General features: G+C 71.2%; 15 protein-coding genes. 2 read left to right on the top strand and 13 right to left on the bottom strand.

Going from position 1 to position 18,995, the window contains the following annotated elements:
- Window positions 1-4 precede the first annotated feature (4 nt).
- Both ACFQ7F_RS04225 and ACFQ7F_RS04220 read left to right on the top strand, forming a co-directional pair.
- Entirely contained in the window at window positions 5-1,186 is a 1,182-nt protein-coding gene (locus ACFQ7F_RS04225; protein ID WP_383265797.1) for a hypothetical protein, read from the top strand.
- The gene (locus ACFQ7F_RS04220) at window positions 1,183-2,100 is read left to right on the top strand and encodes a hypothetical protein (RefSeq protein ID WP_383265795.1); all 918 of its coding nucleotides are present in this window, start codon (window positions 1,183-1,185) and stop codon (window positions 2,098-2,100) included. The genes ACFQ7F_RS04225 and ACFQ7F_RS04220 overlap by 4 nt, the downstream gene beginning before the upstream one ends.
- A gap of 33 nt (window positions 2,101-2,133) precedes the next feature.
- Here ACFQ7F_RS04220 and ACFQ7F_RS04215 read toward each other — a convergent pair whose 3' ends face one another.
- The 13 genes from ACFQ7F_RS04215 to ACFQ7F_RS04155 form a co-directional block, all read right to left on the bottom strand.
- A complete protein-coding gene (locus ACFQ7F_RS04215; RefSeq protein WP_383265792.1) occupies window positions 2,134-2,886 on the bottom strand; it encodes a hypothetical protein in 753 nt (250 codons plus the stop codon).
- 14 nt (window positions 2,887-2,900) lie between these two features.
- Window positions 2,901-3,752 (bottom strand): vWA domain-containing protein, encoded by an 852-nt coding sequence (locus ACFQ7F_RS04210; protein ID WP_383265789.1) that lies wholly within the window; start codon window positions 3,750-3,752, stop codon window positions 2,901-2,903.
- Window positions 3,753-3,758: 6 nt separating this feature from the next.
- The gene (locus ACFQ7F_RS04205) at window positions 3,759-6,308 is read right to left on the bottom strand and encodes a caspase family protein (protein ID WP_383265786.1); all 2,550 of its coding nucleotides are present in this window, start codon (window positions 6,306-6,308) and stop codon (window positions 3,759-3,761) included.
- Between the two features lie 66 nt (window positions 6,309-6,374).
- Window positions 6,375-9,785 carry a CHAT domain-containing protein gene (locus ACFQ7F_RS04200; protein ID WP_383265783.1) on the bottom strand — a complete coding sequence of 1,137 codons (3,411 nt, stop codon included), beginning with the start codon at window positions 9,783-9,785 and terminating at the stop codon, window positions 6,375-6,377.
- Between the two features lie 163 nt (window positions 9,786-9,948).
- A complete protein-coding gene (locus tag ACFQ7F_RS04195; RefSeq protein ID WP_383265780.1) occupies window positions 9,949-10,563 on the bottom strand; it encodes a hypothetical protein in 615 nt (204 codons plus the stop codon).
- A gap of 69 nt (window positions 10,564-10,632) precedes the next feature.
- Window positions 10,633-11,232, bottom strand: a complete 600-nt coding sequence (locus tag ACFQ7F_RS04190) for a hypothetical protein (protein WP_383265777.1) — start codon at window positions 11,230-11,232, stop codon at window positions 10,633-10,635.
- Between the two features lie 185 nt (window positions 11,233-11,417).
- The gene (locus ACFQ7F_RS04185) at window positions 11,418-12,275 is read right to left on the bottom strand and encodes an endo alpha-1,4 polygalactosaminidase (protein ID WP_383265773.1); all 858 of its coding nucleotides are present in this window, start codon (window positions 12,273-12,275) and stop codon (window positions 11,418-11,420) included.
- A 258-nt stretch (window positions 12,276-12,533) separates the two neighbouring features.
- Entirely contained in the window at window positions 12,534-13,412 is an 879-nt protein-coding gene (locus ACFQ7F_RS04180; RefSeq protein ID WP_383265770.1) for an SIS domain-containing protein, read from the bottom strand.
- A 55-nt stretch (window positions 13,413-13,467) separates the two neighbouring features.
- Window positions 13,468-14,778: an alpha-glucosidase/alpha-galactosidase gene (locus tag ACFQ7F_RS04175; protein ID WP_383265767.1), complete on the bottom strand. Its 1,311-nt coding sequence runs from the start codon at window positions 14,776-14,778 to the stop codon at window positions 13,468-13,470.
- Window positions 14,775-15,731, bottom strand: a complete 957-nt coding sequence (locus ACFQ7F_RS04170; RefSeq protein ID WP_383265764.1) for a carbohydrate kinase family protein — start codon at window positions 15,729-15,731, stop codon at window positions 14,775-14,777. The genes ACFQ7F_RS04175 and ACFQ7F_RS04170 overlap by 4 nt, the downstream gene beginning before the upstream one ends.
- Window positions 15,732-15,781: 50 nt before the next feature.
- On the bottom strand, window positions 15,782-16,672 hold the full coding sequence (locus tag ACFQ7F_RS04165; RefSeq protein WP_383265761.1) for a carbohydrate ABC transporter permease: 891 nt from the start codon (window positions 16,670-16,672) through the stop codon (window positions 15,782-15,784).
- A complete protein-coding gene (locus ACFQ7F_RS04160) occupies window positions 16,672-17,622 on the bottom strand; it encodes a carbohydrate ABC transporter permease (RefSeq protein ID WP_383265757.1) in 951 nt (316 codons plus the stop codon). Before ACFQ7F_RS04160 ends, ACFQ7F_RS04165 begins: the two co-directional genes overlap by 1 nt.
- Window positions 17,623-17,632: 10 nt before the next feature.
- The gene (locus ACFQ7F_RS04155) at window positions 17,633-18,964 is read right to left on the bottom strand and encodes an ABC transporter substrate-binding protein (RefSeq protein ID WP_383265754.1); all 1,332 of its coding nucleotides are present in this window, start codon (window positions 18,962-18,964) and stop codon (window positions 17,633-17,635) included.
- Between the last annotated feature and the right edge of the window lie 31 nt (window positions 18,965-18,995).

Here is an 18,995-nt window from a genome sequence, read left to right as displayed (position 1 = left end):
CGCCGTGGACGCGTTGCGCGCGCTGTGCATGGCACCGGGGTCGCGGCTCGGCACCGTGGCCAGGGCCCAGCTCACCGGGTTGCACACCACCTTGAACGAGCTGCTCCGGGCCTGGCCCGATGACCAGGGCGCCGAGCAGTGCCGGGTGGCCCTGCGGGAGGTGGAGAACCTGCTGGCGCCGGGAACGGACGAGCAGGGGGAGGCGGGGGGTCCTGGGCAATCCGGCGCTTGGGCCGTTCCTGTTCCGACGCGGGCACCAGAAAGTGCCTCCGGGGCCGACGCGGAACTCCTCGCCCTCAGCACGGAGTTGGTCAACAGTGCGGAAGCCGCCGACCACCTCGGCCCGCTCCGGCTCCCCGGGGCCGCCGACACTCCCGCCCTGTGGCTCTGGTTCCACACCACACTGCTCCGACTGCCCGTCTCCTACGCGGCGAAGTGGCGGGACCGGGCACAGCTTCCGGTGGCGGCCGCGGCGGCCCAGGCCGGTGAGCAGTGGATCGAGTGGTGGGCGCACGAGCGCGAGCAGGTGTTGATTCCCCCGCTGCCCCGCTTCGGAGCACCCGGTGTGCGACTGAACGCCGCGGGCGCGAGGCCCGACTGGGCGCCGGAGGCCACCGATGTCGCCGGGGCCCAACTGGTGGTGGGCGCGGAAAGCAGCACGCCGCTGGGTGTGTGGGTCCAGCTCGCCGGGTGGGTGTCCGGACTGGCAGGCATTGACGGGCAATTGCACCACTGCCTGGAAAGTCTCACCCACCGCGGCACGCTTCCCCTGAGCACCCAGGAGTACCGCGATGCCTATCGGCACGAGGTCTTCCAGCGCCTCACCCGGTACGCCCGCGCCCCCCAGGACTCTCCGACGGCGCTGCGGGCGGCGCTCGCCGTGGACGAGGCGCTGTGTTCCGTGGTCCATCTGCCGCCCGCCGCCCCCGGCAGCTGGTGGGCCGAGGTGGCCGAGACCTCCCAGCGCGCCGTACTGGCGCTGCGCCGCCGAGTACAGGGCGGCGGAGCGGACGTCGACGTGAAGGCCCTCGCCCCTTCCGCCTACCGCGACGCCCGCCAGCGCACCGGCGGCAACGACATCCCGCTGGACGCCGGGGGACGCAAGGGCCAGGTCCTCGCCGGGCTGCGGCTGTGGGCACGTGTCGAGGGACGTGAGCTGCCGGGCCGGGTGGTGTACCGGGGGTGAGCGATTCCGCGGGGCGGTCGGCACGCCTGCCGTCGAAGACCGAGTACGCCGAGGCGGTGCAGGACCTGCGTACGGCCTTCACCGACCCGAGTCTCGCCGATGGCGTGCTCGACCTCGACCGTCGCGGCATGCCCCGAACCAGTTCGGGGCGGAACGCCGTGGTCTTCCGGCTTCTCGGTTCACGCGGCCCGTGCGCGGTGCGCTGCATGACGCGCGCACCGGCCGACGGTGCCCGGCGTTACGGCGCGCTGAGCCGGTACCTCGAAACGCACTCCTGTCCTGCCCTGACCCCGGCGACCTGGGTCGAGCGCGGAGTCCTGGTGAGCGGCGTGTGGTGGCCGGTGGTGCTGATGCCCTGGGTGCCCGGCGACACTCTGGACATCGCCGTCTCCCGGCGCATCGGCGATCCCCGCGCTCTGCGTCATCTTGCCGCCAACTGGCGTGTCGCCATCCGCCAGTTGCGTCGCTCGCACATCGGGCACGGCGATCTCCAGCACGGCAATGTCCTGGTCGACGGCGATCTCCGGCTGCAGTTGGTCGACCTGGACGGTGTGTGGGTGCCGGGGCCCCATGAATGGCCCAGGGCCGATGCCGGGCACCCTGATTACCAGCATCCGGGGCAGGGTCCGGAACTGCGCGGAGTCGCGCTGGATTCCTTCCCGGCCTCCGTGATCTTCGTGTCCATCCTGGCTGTGGCCGCCGACCCGGCCCTGTGGGACCTCCACACCCAGGAGAACCTGGTGTTCCGTGCCGCCGACTTCGCGCGCCCGGGCCGTACCGACATCTGGCGCCGGCTCAAGAAGTCCCCGGACCCCCGGGTGGCGTCCATGGCCCGCTCGCTGGCCGCCGATTGCTCCCGGGCGGCCGAAATGGCGTCGGGACCCGAGGAGTTGGTGGCACAGCTCAGCCCCTGAGGCCTTCCGACGCACCCCCGGTATCCCCCGGTATCAGCGACCGGACTCGGCCCGGCAGCGCACGAGGGTGATGTCGTCGGAGTCCAACTCCCCGCGGACCCACAGCGAATGGACCTTCTTCTCGAACCCCTGGGGAGCGACCCGGCTCAGGAATCGCCATACCTCACCCCCGTGCGCCGACCGCTCCAGAGCCCACCGGGCCAAGGCGTCCGTCATCACCAGAAGCACGTCACCGGCCCCGCACGCGCCGTGCGCCGTGACCGCGTCCGCCACGGAGTCCGCGATACGGCCGGGAGACGTGGGCAGCAGGCAGGGGGCCGAGGTGAACAGGTCGGGCCGGTCCAGCGGGAAGCAAGTGACCACGGTGTCATCGCGCAGCGCGACGAGACAGGTGTCGCCGATGGCCACCGCACGCCACCACACGCTGCCTGTGCCGCTCGGCCCGGGATCCACCACGATCCCCAGGAAGGTGGCGAAGCTGCCCCGCGCTGCGGCGTCCTGTACGTACGGCGGGGCGTCCTCGGGCACCCGCAAGGAGGCGACCCACTCCTCGGCCGCCCTCGTGGCCCATCCGCACAACGAGGGTGCGTCGAACTCCTCGGGCGGCGCCGCGACGAAGCGGCTCACCAAGCACCTCGCCCATGCCCCCGAGCCGATGGCCCGTGACGCGCCGTCGGAGACGGCGACCCGCCCGGGCACCGGGTCGAAGGCCCACGCGTCCTCGCTGGGTTCCGTGGGGGATTTGGGCACGGCCATGGCGGTGGCGGCCAGCGTGAGCCGCTTCACTGCCCCGGAGGGTGTCACGCCGCTCGTACCCGGCCGGTCGTCGCAGTGCCGATCCGCATGAAGTCGACCAGCTCCGGCACGTCCGCGTTGTAGACGAATCCGCGGGCTCCCGGTGCGATGCGGTGGGCGTACCCGGCCTCCTCCACCAGATTGACGGGCAGCTCGCTGGACATCTCGAAGAGCAGCTGAGTGGCCGGATCGGCGTACCGGGCCTGGTGCGCGGGGAAGTACACGGCGTCCTCGCCCCGCGCGGAGAGGTGCAGGTTGAACAGAAGCAGCCTGCCGTCGGCGGTACCCAGCTTGCGCAGCCGAGCCGCGGCCGGGCGGGGATCCCCGTCCGTCGCCATGCCGTCGGTGACATGCAGGACGATCGGGGGAAAGGAGCTGCGGTGGTGGGCCACCCACCGCTTCAGCACCCGGTGTGTGTAGCCGAGCGCGGCACACATCGGGGTCGAGCCTTGCCACACCGGGTCGAGCCACACCATGGTCCTGCGGCTCACCGGGCGGTACCGGCCTTCCGCGTCGGGCAGGAGCTTCTCGCGGGTCTCCACCCGTGCGTATCCGGGCAGTTGGGCGCTGGGCACCAGCGGATCCCGTCCTTGCCGTCCCACCAGGGGTGCGACCCCGCCGGGTCCGCCGTAGCCGATCACGCCGATGTCAAAGTAGTGCCGCGGCTCCTCCTCGCGCACGTCTTTGGTGCACTCGATGAGCACGGCGTACAGGATCTCGTTGACCGTCTCGCTCAAGGCCTGCGCCTTGGGGACCTGCGAACCTCCGCCGATCGCCTCGTGCATCGTCCACGACTGGTCGACCAGGAAAAGGAAGCAACCGGGCCGACGCCGGTCGATGCGTTGCTGGTACGCCACCCCGTGTTACCTCCTCTCGGGCGTATGCCCGCTGACGTCGACAACCTCGTACGAGAACCACATGTCCCGGGCCTTCAGCAGCTCACGGGCCGGGTGCCGCCCCGCGGTGTCACTCGCACCGAACCGTTCGTGCGGCAGCAACGACGTGCGGAAGACGCCGATGCTCCGGCCGGTGGCCCTCTCCAGCAGGCCCGCGCCGGTACGCATCAGGGCGGCGACGGCTCCCATCACGTCCGCCGCCGTGGCCGCCCGGAGCGGGAACTCGCCGAGACCCGCCAGGAACGCCGTGGCATCCCCGACCTCACCGCTCAGCGCTTCCGTCCGGAACAAGCGGGCGAGGTCAGGGGCTTTGCCGTCGTCGGGCGAAACCCACAGCGCCAGATCGAGGAAGCCGCGCACCGGACCTTCGTACAGCGGCATGTCGTCCGATGGCAGTCGCTCGCCGTCGCGCACTGCGTCGGTCCGGTACGTGGCCGACCGGTACGGTTCATCGCCGGGCGGCGCCCCCGTGACGACCAGTGAGTCGATGCGTACGGCTGCGGAGAGCAGAGCCCGGTCGCGAGGCACCACCACCTCGCGAAGGCGCACGGCCACACGGTCCGGCACCGGGCCCGCGGCTCGTGGTGCGACGAGGCGGAACGACGCGGAAGGCCGTTCATCGATGTCGAAGGCGGGTTCCGCGCCAGGGCGTGCGCCGGGATGCAGATGGAAGTCGAACCGCGTCACGCGATAGCGCACGCGCGCCTGACCGCTGTCCGCAGGCCGGGCGTCCCGCACACCGACGACGAGGTCGTCGAGGAGCCGCTGGAGCGCCGAACCGCCCGCGCCGCGCTGCCCGATCCCGGACTGCGCGAGCCGGGACAAGTCCTGGGGCCGGTCGGTGACCACGCAGACGAACGACTCCGGCCGGGGCGTGCCCCGGTGCAGGTCATTGGGCCAGAACAGCTGTACCCCGGCCAGCTGATGAGTCCCCGGGAGGCGGAACAGTTCGTACGTGGCGCCCGGGGCGACACCCACTCCGGAGGGCTCCGTGGTGGTGAGCGGAGAGATGGCGCCGAGCAGCCCGATGTCGAACGCGGAGACATAGCGGTGCCGCGTGCCCTGATTGTGGATGCGTACGACCACTTCGTCACCGCTGAAGAGATGCTCGCCGCTCGGGTCAAGACGCTCCTCCCCGCCGTCCGCCATCAGCCGGGCGTACGTGAAGGTCACGTCGTCGGGGAGGGAGTCGGTGCCGGAGCCCGATGCCAGGGCGCGCAGATGCGCCGCGCGTGCCAGCTGCCGAAGGTCGGCGCCGAGCCGGTCCACCGCGGCGTCCGTGACCGGACGTGGACCGGCCCACAAGGGTTCGCCCTGGGCGTCGAGCAGACAGAGCCCGTCGTCGAGCGCCACGGTCGCCATCGTCGGACCTTCGCTCTCGACGACGCGCAGGTGGGGCGATGAGCCGAGCGCCTCGGCCACCGTGTCGCGTGCGACGTGGTTCGGCGGCCGTACGGCTACCGGGCGCCGTGCGAGGCCCACCTCCAGGGGGTGCGCTTCGGCTCCGGCGGGCAGCGCGGCGAGCGAGGACGCGTCCAGCCGCAGCCGGGCCCTCCCGGCCGCCACCTGGTCCACCACCGCGGTGGCAAGGGGCGCTGTCGCGTCGCCGTCGGCGGCCACCACCGCGTACGTGTCACCGATCCCGATCCCGAACAGTTCCGCGCCCTCCAGAAACGCGGCGCCCCGGCCGACGAGCACGGGCAGCACACCCGTCGCCCGCTCCTCGAATCCGTCGAACAGCCGCCGGTCCGCGGGCCCTTCCACCTCCGGGCGCTGGAACGGGACGACGTCCAGAACGGCGGGCCTGAGCATTCCGATGAGCCCTCGCCAGGTCAGCCGGGCGCTGCCGGGCCTGCGCAGGATACGGACCAGGGTGGCGGTCAGCAGGCCGTGTACGCCGCCGATGTCCGGGACGTCGATCTCGTAGGCGCTCGCTTCGGGCGCGCAGGCCACGAGCCGTACGACCGACGGATTCGACTCGGCCGCGGGCAGCCGGTTCGGCGCCGCGCGCGCCGCCTGCCAGACACCGTGGGCCGCTTCCCAGATGCTCGCGTCGACCCGCGGATCGGCCTTGGGGACCTGTCCCTCGTCCCGTGCCATCCGGGCGGCGTGACAACAGTCCACGATCGTCGTCACGTTGGTGGTTCGCTCGCTCAACTGCTGCTGCAAAAGGCTCAGTTCGTCGGCCAGGAGTCCCCGGAACTCGCCAGGGGGCGCGGAGCCGATGTCGGTGGGGCAGAGGAACTGCAGCCAGTCCGGTCCGTCCCGGTCCGGCAGCGGGTTGCGGGCGCGGCCTCCGTGGCCCGAGTAGTACACGACCGCGGCGTCCCCGCTGACGGTGTCCTCGATGAGCCCCCGGCAGGCCTCGATGATCCCCTGCCGCGTGGCGCCGCCCTCCATGACGCAGGTGGTCTCGAACCCGAAGGAGGAGAGTGAACCGGCCATGAGCTCCACATCGGCGTGCACGCCGCGCAGCACCCCGGTCTGAGACCCGATGAGCAGTGCCCGTTGACGCATGGCAGCCCCCGTTGACGCACGCTGTCCCGGCAAGCATGGCACTTACGCATTCCACGCGGAACAGTCCTAGACGCCGACATGAATGAACGGCGCCCAGAAGTAGGGAAGGTCGGACGAGTCCTCGGCCACCGCCGACGGAACACGTCCGTCCCTGGCGCATGTCGCCGCGGTCGCCGTACCCGCCGGCTCACGCAACCTGTCGTAAGCCTCCCGCCGGCCGGACGCGTTCAACGGGCGTACTCGTCGCTGCGCCGACGCGAGCGCCTGCGCCACCGACCTGCTGTTGCCCGAGGCCAGTTCCTCATACAGATACGTCATGAGCACGGCCCCGGCCTCGTCGTCGACCGGCCACAGTGAGACCACCACGTTGCGCGCACCCGCGGCGACCGCGGCGCGGACGAGACCGATGACGTCACCCCCGGCGGTCGCCGTGCCGCGCCCTGTGTGGCACGCCGAAAGGACCACGAGTTCAGCGGCCAGCTGGAGCCCGGTCATATCGCCGACGGTGAGCCGGTCGTGGCCGGCAAGGGCGACGTAACTCCGGTTGGGGCCCTGCTCGTACAGCACGCCGTGCGTCGCGAGGTGGAGAACGGCACAGCCGGGTGCCGCCCCGACGACGGCCTCGCGGGTGGCTGCCGCGCCCAGGAGCGGTGAGGCGCCGAGCAACCGGGAGATCGCCGCTGCTTCCGTCGCCGTGCCGGGCAGCCTCGCCAGCTCCCGGTCGGCCGCGTACACAGGGTCGCCGACGAGGAGCACGGACTCGCCGGCAGGGGGCGCCATGCCACTCCGCGGCCGGGTGACGAGTGCCGCAGACGGCAGCTGGGAGACGGCGCACCGCTCGCCCAGCGGAACGCCCGCGACGGGCAGGGCGTGGAACGGCACCAGGGCCAGGGCCCGATGGGGCACCACGAACAGGCGACGGCACCCGCCGAGTGCCTCACGCACCGGACGCAGCAGCCGCCCGGACAGCGCTGCCGCAGCCATGGGGTCCCGCCGCCCGGTCGCACAGACGGTGTGGAAGCGCCGTATGTCGCAGGCCAGGTCCCGATGGTGTACGTGTTGCGGGATGTGCCGCACACCGTCATGGTCGACCACCCAGGTGAGCAGATCCTCGTCGGACGTCTCGTACATGACGAGCAGTTCGTCGTGAGCCAGGCTCCCGCGGATCGACTCGAGTTGCGCGGCCCGGGCCCCGACGCCCCGACTGCCGCGGATCAGCCCGGGGGCGAGCCGGGTGACCTGGGCCTCGGCGCGTTCCAGGTCGTCCTCGGCGGCCAGCACCTTGCGTCGCAGCTCGGTGGACGAAGGCGTACGGGCCGGGTCGCCGGTGACGGATTCGACAAGACCCTCGTAGACGGCGGCCCAGGCCGAACCGGCCCGCAGCCAACGCCGGGCCGCGTCCAGCGGTGGCCCCGCGGGCAGGTCGTCCAGCGAACGCAGCACCTCGGCCCCGATGCCCCTGCAGCGGTCGGACAGCTCGAAAGCGGCGGCGAGTTCGGCGTCCGCGACCTTGGGGTCCAAGGCCGCGGCGGACAGACCCAGGTGGGCGCGGACCGCCGTGTGGTACATCGAGGCCACGTCCATGTTGTCCGTCATCGACGTACGCAGCACATCCCGTACGAGCCGATCCGACCACTCCTCGAACCGGGACACGGCCTCATCGCCGAGCGCCGCGGCCATGGCGTGATCGCCCAGGGCCTCGGCGAGCTCGGCGCGGCGGGCCTGGCCCTCCCAGGGCCGCTCCGGTGAGCCCATGGGGCCGGTGCGGGCGAGCTGCTCCTGTGCCTCGCGCGCCGTGCGCGGATCGCCGAGACGCAGGAACAGACTGACCGCGTGATCCGGGTGCAGCCCGCCGCTCCGGTACAGCGCCATGGCCAGGGAATGGGCCTCGTCGCGCCGCTCCAGCTCGTAGAGAAGCACCACCCGTAGCAGAGCATCGTCGTACGAGCGGTCCAGTGCCTCCTGCAACAGGGCCTGTGCCTCGTCCCGGAACCCGGCCTGCTGCGCCTTCCTCGCCCGGTGGCGAAGGAGCAGCGCGGGTGACCGGCGCAAGCTCTCGCGCACGGCGTCCGCCGCCGCTGCGGCCGGGGGCCACGGGTCGGCGAGCCTTCCGGCCTCGGCCGCGAGCTCGCCGAGGCGTGCCGCCGAGACAGCCTTGAGGTCGGGGTCTGCGAGGGCCTCCACCGCACCGTCGAGCGACATCGCAAGGTCCGCGGCGCGCAGCCAAGTCCCGGTGTCGGCGCCGGGAGCGCGCAACGCCTGCGTGGCGCGCGCGGTATCGGCACAGAGGAGTACGGCCGATGCGCTGCGGAAGTTGAGACGGTCGACGAGATCGAGATAGGCCCGGTCGGTGAGTTCACTCTCCGGCGGGGCGGTGATCGAGCCGACGAGATGGCGTGCCGAGCGCAGGCACCGCAGGGCGGCAAGGGTGAGGCCCGCCTCCCGCCAGGCCGCGGCGCGGGCCACGAAGAGCCGGACCAGACCGCGTACGAAGCTGGTGCTGCCGTCTCCCCGGCCCCATGCGGCGATGTCCGCCAGAGCGTGCCACGGCACATCGTCCCCTTCCTCGATGTCGTCGAGCATCCGGTGCGCGGCGACGACCTGGGCCAGGGCGCCCGAGGCCAGGCCGCGAGCACGGTCCAGGTGCCGGACGCGAGCCGTGCGCTCTCCGGAGAGGCGCGCGAGGTGGGCCCGGCGCAGTGCCACAGCGGCCTCGCCGCGCGGGGCGGACGTCCGGCCGTAGAGGATGTCAGCCGTCGCGTAGTGGGCCTCGGCCACGTCCAGGGACGCGGGCGTCGTGCCGGGTGCCGCGAGGGGATCGAGCCGTAGCCCGAGGAGTTCCGGATGGGACTCGGGGGTGAGGATGAAGTCCCCTTGCAGGACGTTCAGTTGGGCGGTCACCAGGGGATCGCCGTCGGCGGCACGACGGCAGGCGTCGAGAGCGGACGCCGCTTCGGCGGAGCGACCCGCCCGCCGTGTCAGGTCGGCGACGGCGAGCCGATGAGCGCAACGCACGTGCCGGATACCTGTGGCGTCGAGTTCGTCGCCCAGCCGGTGCAGTTCCGAGATGACGTTGTCGGCCGCCCATTCCGCGCCGCCGGTACGGGAGTTGTCGGCGATGCTGCGGGCCGACTGCATGAAGGGGATGAAGCGGGCCGCGACGAGGGTCACGAGAGCCGCGTCAGGATCCGACGGCCGGGGCGGCGCCACGCCTGCCCGCTCCATCTCCTCCTGCGACATGACCGCCCCGCTCCCGCCCGGGCTCCAGTTGAGGTCCAGGGTGTGGGCGGCGATCCGCAGCGCTTCGGCGCGCGGGCCCTGCGCTCCGTCGAGCAGACGCAGGGCCCGCTTCGGCTCGCCCGTCGCCAGCGCCGATGCCGCGGCGATGAGCGGATCAGGCGGAGGGGAAGCGGAGAGGGCCGGCAACGGCCCGTCGGTGAGGAGGAGCGCGACGATCAGATCCGTTGCGGGCTTCATGGACAGGCGTCCTCCCGGGCGGGGCGCAGCGCGCCCTGCCCGGCTGGGCCGCTGTCGCCTCTACCGGCATAGCACCGCCTGCGCGGTGGGCGACAGTCCGCACCCGGCCCTCAGGACGGGGGCCTCTCCCGGCACGGACCGGGAGAGGCGATGGGGTGGTGCGTCAGCCGCAGTGCTCGGCCTTCTCCTGCTCCGTCATCGGGCGGGTGTGCTGCGTCTTGGTGCTCGGCGCGTCCGGCTTGGGGCCCGTCGCGTCGAAGGGGGCGTACCAGATGTAGTGCCCGTGGAACTTGTCCTCGAAGTGCAGCTCATAGGTGCCCTTGACCTGCTGCATCTGGGACTCGCGCGTGACCCAGCCGACCTCGCCGGGGCGGACGTCGACGTTGGTGGTGTCGGTCTCGGTGTGCGAGCTCTCCCAGGTGTGTCCGTAGGAGGTCTCGATGCTCACCTTGAAGACCTCGGCGAAGCCGTACTCCGCGCTGAGCGAGACTCCGACGCTGTTGGACTCGCCGGTCGTATCGGCCCAGGAGATGCTGGAACGCTGCAGGTCCGGGGTGCAGTTGTAGGCGCTGTCACCCACCTGGTGCGCATCGCCCATCGAGTCGGTGCCGGGTCCTTCGGGGTGGAAGACGCACGAGTCGGTGCCGTTGTCGCACTTGTCGAGCAGCTCGCGGATGGTGGGGGCCTCTTCGTCGGCCTGCGCGGCGGGCGCGAGGGCCATGCCGCCCGCGGTGGCCATCGCCGCGAACAGGACGGTAAGACGGGTACGGGTGATCATGTGTGATCTCCAGTGGGGGGAAGGTGAAGCATGTGGGGGGTACGGCGTGCGTGAGAGCGCGGCAGCGCTCTAGCTGAAGCCGATGGACTGGGTGCGGTCGTTCATCATCTGGCCGACGTCGGCGGTGTTCTCGTCGAATGGCCCGTCGCGGTCGCCGCCCAGGTTGGGCTCCGGGTAGAGCCAGATCGCGCAGTTGCCCCAGGGCTGTACCGAGGAGATGCGGTTCTTCCAGTCGTCGCCGAGGTCGTGCTGCCAGTTGACCCAGCCGTCCTTCTCGCACAGCGAGGGACCGCTGATGGTGAGCGTGTCACCCGAGTAGCCGGGATCGCTGAAGAACGTTCCCTGGACGACGTCCCCGGCCGCCGCGGTGTCTTCCTTGGCCGAGGCCGAGGCCGAGGCCTTGGACATGGTCGCGCGGAACGCGGACGAGGTGACGGCGGCCCGTGGGGAGGCCGGTGCGTCGGTGACGCGTCCGTCGGTGGCGCGGTCGATGGCTTCGTCGAAGGTGCCGAAGCAGCGCTGTTCTCCGGTGGAAGCGTCCAGGACGCAGTGGCGCGCGACCGGTTCATCGGCCCCGGCCGGCTGCACCGACAGGGTGCAGATCACTCCGGTGGTCACGGCGAGCGTGGCCCCCGCCAGACGGGAGCGGTGCGTGGTCCGTATCGCCATACGGTTACCTCTTTTTCCTAATTTGGCGTGAGCACATCACCTACCTGGATAGTGGCTGCCGACCGTGTCTGTGGCTGGAATCCAGAATTCCGTTGCCTATAAGGGGGTTTGAGCCAACCCGGGCAGCCCGAATGCCCCCTTCGGGCACGAGGAAGGGGGAAACGGGCAGGAGCGGAGAAGCGCCGTCAGCACTGTGCGAAGACGTATCCCTTCGTGCCCTCGGGGCGGACGTCGCGGTCGCGCAGTGTGATGGAGAGGTCTGCGCCCCAGCCGTCGCAGGCGGTGCGGTAGTCCCCCCGCGTGTACTCGACCGCGAAGACCTTGTCGTCGTAGGCGTCGGCGAAGTCGCCGCACTCCTTGTACGCCGCGCACTCCTCGACGACGGCGAAGTCGAACCCGATGCGGCCACGCTCGGGGAGGAGGTCGGTGGTGTTCTTCTGGGCGATCGCCAGACCGCGGCTGTGTGCCCGCTCGGCGAGCAACTTGGCGAAGGCAGCGGCGTGTTCGGTCGTGAGGAGATCGTCGGAACGCTCGTAGGAGTCCAGGTTGTCGGGCTCCACGGCGTCGTAGCCCGACTTCGCGCAGCCGTCGATCCACGGCCCGACGACGTTCATCAGCTCCCGGCGCTTGCCGGGCGTGGAGATGTCAAGGAGCGGCTCCTCCCAGTCGTCGTCGATCACCAGGGAGCCGTCGTCGCCCTTGAGGAGCAGGTCGGGGTGCTTCTTCTTCCACCAGCCGATGGCTTCGCCCGGCTGGGTCTGGAAGGCGTTGACGTAACACACGTTGTACAGGCCCTTGGCCGGCTTGGCGGAGCGGTCGCGGGAGACCGCCTGTACGGCGTCGTCGGGCGCGTAGGGGCCGCCGAGTTGGTAGTCGAAGACGGCGTCGGCCTTCGGCGGGCGCACGGCATCCGACCGGTCCGTTGCCGTGGCCGGAGTGTCCTTGCCGTCGTCGGTGGCGCAGGCGGTGGCCAGGAAGAGGGCGGCGGCACAGGCGGCGAGCAGGCCGGGGTGCGAGCGGTGCAGGCGGTACGGGCGGTGCATCGAAGGCTTTCGTTCGGGACGGCAGCAGCGGGGCTGCCGCCCTTGAGTGCGGCTTGAGTGCGGCTTGAGTACGGCTTGAGTCCGGTGCGCGCGGCCTTCGGGAAGACCGTGCGGAAATGTGTCGTGATGTCGATCTTACGTGGCATATCGACCGAGGCTGAGGTCGAGGTGAGGCCGAGGCCGAGAACGAGGCCGCGGCGGCCGGACAGGGGAGACCGGCCGCCGCGGGTGAGCGCTCACGAGGTCATGGACCGGAGGTCAGGCCAGGACGACGGAGCGGGTCAGGTGGGCAGGACGGTCCGGGTCGCGTCCCGCGTCCTCGGCGAGCCGCACGGCCAGACGCTGGGCGAGCACCAGTTCCGCGAGCGGGTCGAGTTCCGGGGCGCGCAAGTGTGCGCCGGTGGCCTCGATCTGCGCGGTGAGCCCCGCGGACAGGGGGGACAGGCTCCACACGGCCCGCCCGGGACCGGCCACCGCGATGGGGCCGTGGCGGTACTCCATCAGCGAGTAGGACTCGGTCCAATGGGCCGCGGCCTCCCGCACCTTGAGCGCCGCCTCGTGCGCGAGCCCGGTGTGCCAGCCCGCACCGAGGAAGGTGATCTGCTCCGCCGCGAGCAGCTGGGGATCCAGCGGTGCGCTCAGGGCCGTGGTCACGTCGGTCAGCGCCTGGTCGAGGTGGTGGCCGAGGTGGGCCATCATGAGCGCCAGCTGCGTGGTCGGATAGCGGGTCTGTACGACGGACTGCTCGTCGGCGTGGTCGAGGATGATCACGTCGTGGGCGGCGTGCGCGGCAGGCGACCAGGGCACTGCCGTGAGGGTGGTGACCCGCGTGGACGCGGGGGCCGTCGCGAGGGCGGTGAGGATCTCGGTGGTGGTGCCGGAGCGGGTCAGGGCCAGGATGCGGTCGTAGGGGCGGTGCAGCCAGGCCGCGGAGGCGGGGAACGCGTCGGTGGGGCCGTGCCCCAGCTCCTCCCGCAGGTGGGCGTAGGCCTGGGCCATGAACAGCGACGTACCGCAGCCGATCACGGCGACCCGCTCGCCCTTGGCGGGCAACGCCTGGGCGTATTCGGGGAGTTGCTTCAGCGCGTACTCCCAGCACTGCGGCTGTGTGTCGATTTCCTGGCTTGTCAGTGACATCGAGGGTGCTTTCTCGGTCCGGGGGATGGAGGAAGTGGAGGTCGGTGGCGGCCGGTCAGTCGCCGAGGAGCCGTCGCAAGGAGGGCTGGAGCCGGTCCCCGTGGGCGCGGACCATGTCGTCGCACAGCCGCCAGATCTGCTCCACGGGAAGCGTCGCGGCAGTGGCCGGGTCGGTCATCGCCGCGTGCCGGATGTGGCGCGGCTCGTCGTCGACGGCGGCGCGGACGACCAGGTCGTTCATGCTCAGGTAGGTGCGGTTGAGCGCGGCCAGCTGCGGGGGCAGGGATCCCGCGCGGGTGGGCTGAATGCCGGAGGCGTCGACGAGGCAGGGAACTTCGACCACGCCGTGGCTCGGGAGGTTGTCGATCAGGCCGTGGTTGGGGACGTTGCCGTAGACGGTGCGCGGGGTCCCGGTCACGATGCTGTGGATGATCTGAGGGGCGTACTCCATGGTGCCCTCGACGGTGAGCGGTTCGCCCGCGGCCAGGGCGTCACGGGTCTGGTGGTAGGCGGCGACGTTCTCGTCGACGATGCCGAGGTAGGCGCCGATCGGCAGGCGAAGGCGCTCGATCTCGCTGTCGTGGTGCAGGTACCAGGGGACGTACTCGGAGGAGTGCTCGCTGGTCTCGGTGGGGTAGTAGCCGAGCCGCCGGTACATGTCGACGCGCACCCGGCGCCGCAACTGCTCGTCCTTGGCGATCAGTTCGTCGAGCCGGGGGTAGAGATCCTTGCCCTGGTGCTCGAAGCGAAGGACCCACGCCTGGTGGTTGACGCCCGCCGCCCGGTAGGTGATCTCCTCGTACGGAACGCCCACCAGCTCGGCCAGGTCGCGCATGGTCCAGTACACGGAGTGGCACAGTCCCACCACCTTGGTCAGTCCCGTGGCCTCGGTGAGGTACTGGATGTTCATGGCCATGGGGTTGGTGTAGTTCAGGAGCCAGGCGTCGGGGCACACCTCGGTGATGTCCTCGCCGAGTGCCTTCAGGAGCGGGAAGGTGCGAAGCGCACGGAAGATGCCGCCGATGCCGAGGGTGTCCCCGATGGTCTGGCGCACCCCGTGGCTTGCGGGGACATCGAAGTCGGTACGGGTGGCCTCGCCCATGCCGACCTGCACGATGTTGATGACGAAGTCCGAGCCCGCGAGGGCCTCGCGGCGGTCCGAGTGGCTGGAGATGACGGCGTGCGCGCCCAGGTGGTCGGCGATGTATTCGGCCGCGGCCTGCGCGGTGGCCAGGCGTTCGGAGTCGATGTCGTGCAGGGCGATGTGGGCGCCCTTCAGCTCGGGGAAGGCGAAGAGGTCGGCGAGCAGGCCTTGGGTGAAGACGACGCTGCCTGCGCCGATGAAGGTGATCTTGGGGTGGGTCATGAGGCGTGCGCTCCGCTCGGAGTGGTGTGGGCGAGGACTTCGTCCCGTGTGGGCTGGGCTCGGGTGCCGCCGTGGGCGCGGGTCGAGAGGGATCCGCAGGCGACGGCGAACCGCAGTGCCTCGTGCGGGGTTCGGCCGTCGAGGGTGGCGGCGACAAAACCGGCGTCGAAGCTGTCTCCGGCGCCGACGGTGTCCTGGGGAGTCATGGGGAGGCCCGGTGCGGTGAGCAGCGTCCGGCCGTCGTGGCACAGGGCGCCATCGGCGCCGTTCTTGACGACCACCAACGGGACGCGGGCAGCGAGCAGTTCGGCCGCCTTCTGCGGGCTGCCGGAGGGCGTTCCGGCGAGGTGCAGGGCTTCCTGGGCGTTGGGCAGCAGGATGTCGGTCTGGGCGAGGACCGCTTCGAGAGCTGCCGGGTCCCACCGCCCCGACGGGTCGTCCTGGGTGTCCAGGGACGTGCTCGCGCCGTGCTCGCGCGCGGTGCGAAGGAGCCGGGGCAGATCGGCGGCGAGGCGGGGCTGCAGGAAGTACGAGGCGGTGTGGACGTGGCGGGCGTCCGCGAGGAGTTCAGCGGGGACGTCGTCGCCGCTGACGGCCGTCAGGGTGCCCGGAGAGGTGAGGATGGCGCGGTCGTCGTCCTGGGTGAGCACGACGGTGAGCGGGGTCGGCAGGGAGGTGTCCACCTTCAGGGCCCGGGTGTCGACTCCGCGGGCATTGAGCGCGTCGCGCATGTAGCGGCCGGCGTCGTCGTCGCCGACACGCCCTGCGAAGGCCACCTTCAGGCCCAGGCGCGCGGCCCCGCAGGCCATGATCGCGGCCGAGCCGCCGAGGGTGAGGGACCCGGTGTCGACGAGTTGTTCGTGCTGGCCGAAGGCGAGTGGGCCGGTGAGCGGGCCCAGGATCACATCGGGGTTGGCGTCCCCGATGACGAGGAGGTCGTACGAGTACGGCATCGAGTTCCTTGAGTTCCTTCGGATCGTGCGGGGGAGAGGAGGCGGGGCGGTCAGCCCTTGAGGCCGCTGGAGGTGACCGAGCGGATGAAGGCCTTCTGCGCGAAGAGGAACGCGATCAGGACCGGAAGCACGGTGATCACGTTGCCCGCCATCACCGCGGACCAGCGGGTGTGGTGCTGCCCCTGGAAGGTGGTGAGACCCAGCTGCAGCGTGTACTGGGTGTCGTGGTTGATCGCGATCAGCGGCCAGGTCAGGTCGTTCCACGTGGTGAGGAAGGTCAGTACGGCCACCGTGGCGAGCGCGGGCCGTGCAAGGGGCAGCACGATCGACCAGAGGACCCGCAGCCTCGAACAGCCGTCGATCCAGGCGGCCTCCTCCAGCTCCCTGGGCAGGGAGAGGAAGAACTGCCGCAGCAGGAACACCGCGAACGGCGTGACGAGGGACGGCACGATCAGCGCGCCGAGGGTGTCGATGAGCCCCAGCTTCTTCATCACCAGGAAGGTGGGGATCATCGTCAGCTGGAAGGGCACCGCCATCGTCGCGAGCATCAGGACGAGCAGCGCCCGCGAGCCGCGAAAGCGCATCCGCGCGAACGCGTACCCGCCAAGGGCGCCGAAGACGAGGTTCGAGGAGACCGCGACGGCGGAGACGATCGCCGAGTTGAGGAGCCAGCGCGGGAACATGGCGTTGCCAAGGACGTAGCTGTAGCCGCCCAGGTCGATGCGCGAGGGCCACAGCGCCGGCGGGAACCGGTTGATCTCCGCGTTGCTCATCACCGAGCTGAGCAGCAGCCAGATCAGCGGCACCGCGAAGAGCAGCGCAAGCGGCGCGAGCACCACGTGCCAGGCGCTGAAGGGCAGGCGGAATCTGCGGTGGGGCAGGGCGGCGGGCGCGGCGGCCCGGCGTGCGGTGGCCTTGGGCGCGGTGGTGGTCGCGGTCATCAGGCGGCTGCTTTCGTACGAGGAGTGCGCTCACGGCCGCGGGCCACGCGCAGCACGGCGGCCACGACGAACAGGGCCAGCGCCAGGACGTAGGCGGACGCGGCCCCGTACCCGGCGGTGAAGTTCTTGAAGGCCTGCTCCCAGATGAAGTAGACGATCACCGTCGTCGAGCCGAGGGGGCCGCCCTTGGTGGTCACATAGACCAGGTCGAAGACCTGAAGGGCCTGGATGGTCTGCCACAGGAGCAGGAACGTGCTGACCGGGGTGAGCGTGGGCAGCGTCACGTGCCGCAGCAGCTGCCACCGCCCCGCGCCGTCCAGGCGGCCCGCCTCGACCAGTGACTGATCGACGTCCTGCAACCCGGCCAGGTAGATGACGGTGCACAGGCCTGTGCCGCTCCACAGAGTGATGCCGACCAGCACGAACAGCGCCTGCGACGAGTCGGTGAGGAAGCCCTGGGGCGAGATCCCCAGGCGGTGAAGGACGGAGTTGGCCGCCCCGAAGTCGGGGTCGAGGATGAACGAGAACAGCACGCCCTGGGCGGTGGCCGAGATGACGAACGGCACGAAGAACAGGGTGCGGTACAGGCCGACGAAGCGGATCCGCCGGTTCAGGGCCAGGGCGAGGGCGAGTCCGATGACGATGCTCAGCGGCACGTACAGGACCGTGTAGAGCAGGGTGTTGCGCACGGCCTGGCTGAAGTTCGGGTCCTGGGCAAGGGCGCGGTAGTTGTCGAGTCCCACCCAACGGCTCGGCGTGACCAGGTCGTTGGCCTGGAAGGAAAGGAGCAGCGACCACACGACCGGCAGGACGCTCAGGCCGAGGATGACGAGCACCGCGGGGGAGACGAACGCCCAGGCGGTGGCGGTCTCGCCGCGGCGCTTGCGACGCAGGGCGCGTTGGCCGTCCGGATCCGGCGGCAGGGTCAGCGGGCGGGGAGCTGATGGCATGTCGGTGTCCTCAACGCGGTATCAGGAGGGCGGCGTTGGCCTCGCTCGCGCAGGAACGCACCGCGTCGGCGGGGCTCTTGCGGCCGAGCAGCACGGAGACGACCGCCTGCCCGAGGGACTGGGAGATACGGGGGTAGGCCGGGTGCACCGGACGTACGCGCGCGGAGGCGAGCGCCTTGGTGAACACCGGGAGCCCCGGCATCTGCGCGGTGTGCTCGCGCCAGGCCGGGCGGTCCTGGCTGCGGCGGCTCAGCGGAAGGCTGCCCGCCTCGACGGCCCACCGGCTGTCCGGTCCTGGCTGGTTGAGCCAGGTGACGAAGGTGCGTGCCGCGGCCGCCCGGGCCGAGCCGTTGTCGAACACCGTCCAGGTGTCGGGGCCCGAGATGGTCACAGGACGACGGCTGAAGCTGGGCAGGGGCACCACGTGGTAGTCGATCTTGGCCTGGGTGATGTCCGGCAGCTGCCAGGGCCCGGTCGGCACCATGCCCATCCGCCCTGACAGGAAGACCTGGTACATCTGCTCGCTGCCCGGCTTGGGGTCGATGTAGACGCTCTTGTCGCGCACCAGGTCCTGTACGACCTCCAGGGCGCGCACGCCTTCCTTCGCGAAGCCGATGCTGTGTCCGTCCTCGCCGATCACGTCGCCGCCCAGGTCCCATACCAGCGGCCACATCCGCCACACGGTGTCCTCGTCCCCTGTGCCGGGCCAGCCGGTGCCGAACCGTCCCTCGGAGGCATCCGTCAGACGGCGCGCGGTGTCGGTGAACTCCTCCCAGGTCCAGCCCGCCTCGGGCAGGTCGACCCCGGCCTCGGCGAACAGCTTCTTGTTGCAGACCACGGCGAGACAGTCCAGGACCGCGGGCACCGCCCTGACCCGGCCGTTGATGGTGACGGCCTGGCGGGCCGGCGCCCAGAAGTTGCGCCACGGCGTCGGCGCGTCGCGCACGTGCGATGTCAGGTCGACGACCTCGGGGCTCCGGGCGACGCTGGCCAGGTCGGAGCCGAAGACGTAGGCGATATCGGGGTACGAGCCCGAGGCGAGCGCAGCCGTGATCTTCTGCAGCATGGCGTCGGCGAGCACGCCGCCGCCCATGTCGACGTTGATGTCCGGATGGGCGCGGTGGAACTGGGCGACCAGGCCCTTGATGACCTTGGCGGCGGAGTCCGTCTGGCCGTGCCACAGCTGAATGGTCACCCGCCCGTCGGGGCCCACCCCGTCGGCGGGCCCCGTCCCACAGCCGGCCAGGGCGCCCCCGCCCCCGGCCACGAACGCCGCCGCGCCACCTGCGCGCAGCACATTGCGCCGCGAGGGTTCTCCCGGCGCTCGGGGTACTGCAGCCATCACTACCTCCAGAGGGATCGGAGCGCCCGTG

The sequence above is a fragment of the Streptomyces sp. NPDC056486 genome (assembly GCF_042795295.1).
Taxonomy (GTDB): domain Bacteria; phylum Actinomycetota; class Actinomycetes; order Streptomycetales; family Streptomycetaceae; genus Streptomyces.
This window is presented reverse-complemented; position numbering and strand designations above follow the sequence as displayed.

What these genes read in the sequence shown, in the direction of transcription:
- ACFQ7F_RS04205 (WP_383265786.1), bottom strand. Translation starts at nt 6,308, where the DNA reads ATGCGTCAACGGGCACTGCTCATCGGGTCTCAGACCGGGGTGCTGCGC.
- ACFQ7F_RS04200 (WP_383265783.1), bottom strand. Translation starts at nt 9,785, where the DNA reads ATGAAGCCCGCAACGGATCTGATCGTCGCGCTCCTCCTCACCGACGGG.
- ACFQ7F_RS04195 (WP_383265780.1), bottom strand. Translation starts at nt 10,563, where the DNA reads ATGATCACCCGTACCCGTCTTACCGTCCTGTTCGCGGCGATGGCCACC.
- ACFQ7F_RS04190 (WP_383265777.1), bottom strand. Translation starts at nt 11,232, where the DNA reads ATGGCGATACGGACCACGCACCGCTCCCGTCTGGCGGGGGCCACGCTC.
- ACFQ7F_RS04185 (WP_383265773.1), bottom strand. Translation starts at nt 12,275, where the DNA reads ATGCACCGCCCGTACCGCCTGCACCGCTCGCACCCCGGCCTGCTCGCC.
- ACFQ7F_RS04180 (WP_383265770.1), bottom strand. Translation starts at nt 13,412, where the DNA reads ATGTCACTGACAAGCCAGGAAATCGACACACAGCCGCAGTGCTGGGAG.
- ACFQ7F_RS04175 (WP_383265767.1), bottom strand. Translation starts at nt 14,778, where the DNA reads ATGACCCACCCCAAGATCACCTTCATCGGCGCAGGCAGCGTCGTCTTC.
- ACFQ7F_RS04170 (WP_383265764.1), bottom strand. Translation starts at nt 15,731, where the DNA reads ATGCCGTACTCGTACGACCTCCTCGTCATCGGGGACGCCAACCCCGAT.
- ACFQ7F_RS04165 (WP_383265761.1), bottom strand. Translation starts at nt 16,672, where the DNA reads ATGACCGCGACCACCACCGCGCCCAAGGCCACCGCACGCCGGGCCGCC.
- ACFQ7F_RS04160 (WP_383265757.1), bottom strand. Translation starts at nt 17,622, where the DNA reads ATGCCATCAGCTCCCCGCCCGCTGACCCTGCCGCCGGATCCGGACGGC.
- ACFQ7F_RS04155 (WP_383265754.1), bottom strand. Translation starts at nt 18,964, where the DNA reads ATGGCTGCAGTACCCCGAGCGCCGGGAGAACCCTCGCGGCGCAATGTG.